Origin of the sequence: Neisseria sp. 19428wB4_WF04, assembly GCF_015235335.1 — a bacterium.
Lineage (GTDB): Bacteria > Pseudomonadota > Gammaproteobacteria > Burkholderiales > Neisseriaceae > Neisseria > Neisseria musculi.
In genome coordinates this window covers 1-908 of the sequence record NZ_JADGLG010000124.1, presented here as the reverse complement: position 1 = coordinate 908, position 908 = coordinate 1, and the positions used below count along the sequence as shown (strand labels likewise).

3 protein-coding genes are annotated in these 908 nt (G+C 48.2%); 1 reads left to right on the top strand and 2 read right to left on the bottom strand.

Translation table 11 applies throughout. The features are described from left to right. Both IR141_RS12570 and IR141_RS12565 read right to left on the bottom strand, forming a co-directional pair. Positions 1 to 112, bottom strand: a 112-nt coding sequence (locus tag IR141_RS12570) for a helix-turn-helix domain-containing protein (RefSeq protein ID WP_245231749.1), incomplete at its 3' end; no start/stop codon positions are given. 11 nt (positions 113 to 123) lie between these two features. After that, on the bottom strand, positions 124 to 390 hold the full coding sequence (locus IR141_RS12565; RefSeq protein WP_135037770.1) for a lipopolysaccharide heptosyltransferase: 267 nt from the start codon (positions 388 to 390) through the stop codon (positions 124 to 126). Positions 391 to 402: 12 nt separating this feature from the next. Between IR141_RS12565 and IR141_RS12560 the strand changes: the two genes are divergently transcribed. Beyond that, positions 403 to 654, top strand: a complete 252-nt coding sequence (locus tag IR141_RS12560) for a hypothetical protein (RefSeq protein WP_135037767.1) — start codon at positions 403 to 405, stop codon at positions 652 to 654. Positions 655 to 908: the final 254 nt, after the last annotated feature.

The following is a 908-nucleotide window of genomic DNA, read 5'->3' as shown; positions in this document are numbered from 1 at the left end:
GTTGGGTAATGCAGTATTTCCGCCCGGGCTTTGAGGCGTTCAGACGGCCGGCGCGGATATGCTCCCGTATCGTTTCGGGATGGCATTTGCAGTAGGCCGCCGCTTCGTTCACATCGTAGGTTTTCACGGTGATGCTCCATATACGGTTTCATACACGGGGTAGGTGGCGGTTTTCAGAAATCCTGCCGGCTTTCTGACCGCCGGGTGCCGTTTGATTTTCGGCTCGAGTATCAAAAAATCTTTGTCGGTAATGTAAAAAAGCAGACAGTAGAATCTGCCTGCTTCTGTCTGCACCGGAATCAGCCGGTAATGCGGGTAGCCGGTTTGCGGCGGGGTATATCCCGCAGAGACTTTGACGGTGCGGACGGCGGGGGCAGCTTCAATCAGCATCCGGTTTCTCCCGTGTTTTTTCCCTATCGTTATCACTTTTTTGATACTCCAACACATGAAAAACACGACATAATGACCCGCAATCAGACAGGCACCGATGGCGCGCCATTCACAGTCTGCAACATGGTGCCACGCCTGGTTCGAAAAAGCAAAGACTGCGGCGGCACTTTGAAAAGAAAAGGAAAACAGACAGAACAGTATTGCCGCAAAGCCTGCCAACGATTCACCGGCTGCTTTTTCGATCATTTCCATTTCTTTTTTTAAGGATTTGAGAAAAAACGCCGGCAACACAAAAGCCAAAACCAGCCTGCTCATTAAAGAAACAACATAACGGACGCGGATAAGAAAAGATTTGCCCCATGAGGGCAAACTTCCGAGCAGATGTAAAATGCCCCGGCAAAAGAAATAAAAATTTTTTCTTAATTCATCCATTACTATCCTCCTAATCACTCTTTTAAGTGCCGGCAAAGTAATGCAGCCGCCAAAGACAAGTACCAAAGTCAGCATTCATTATTAGA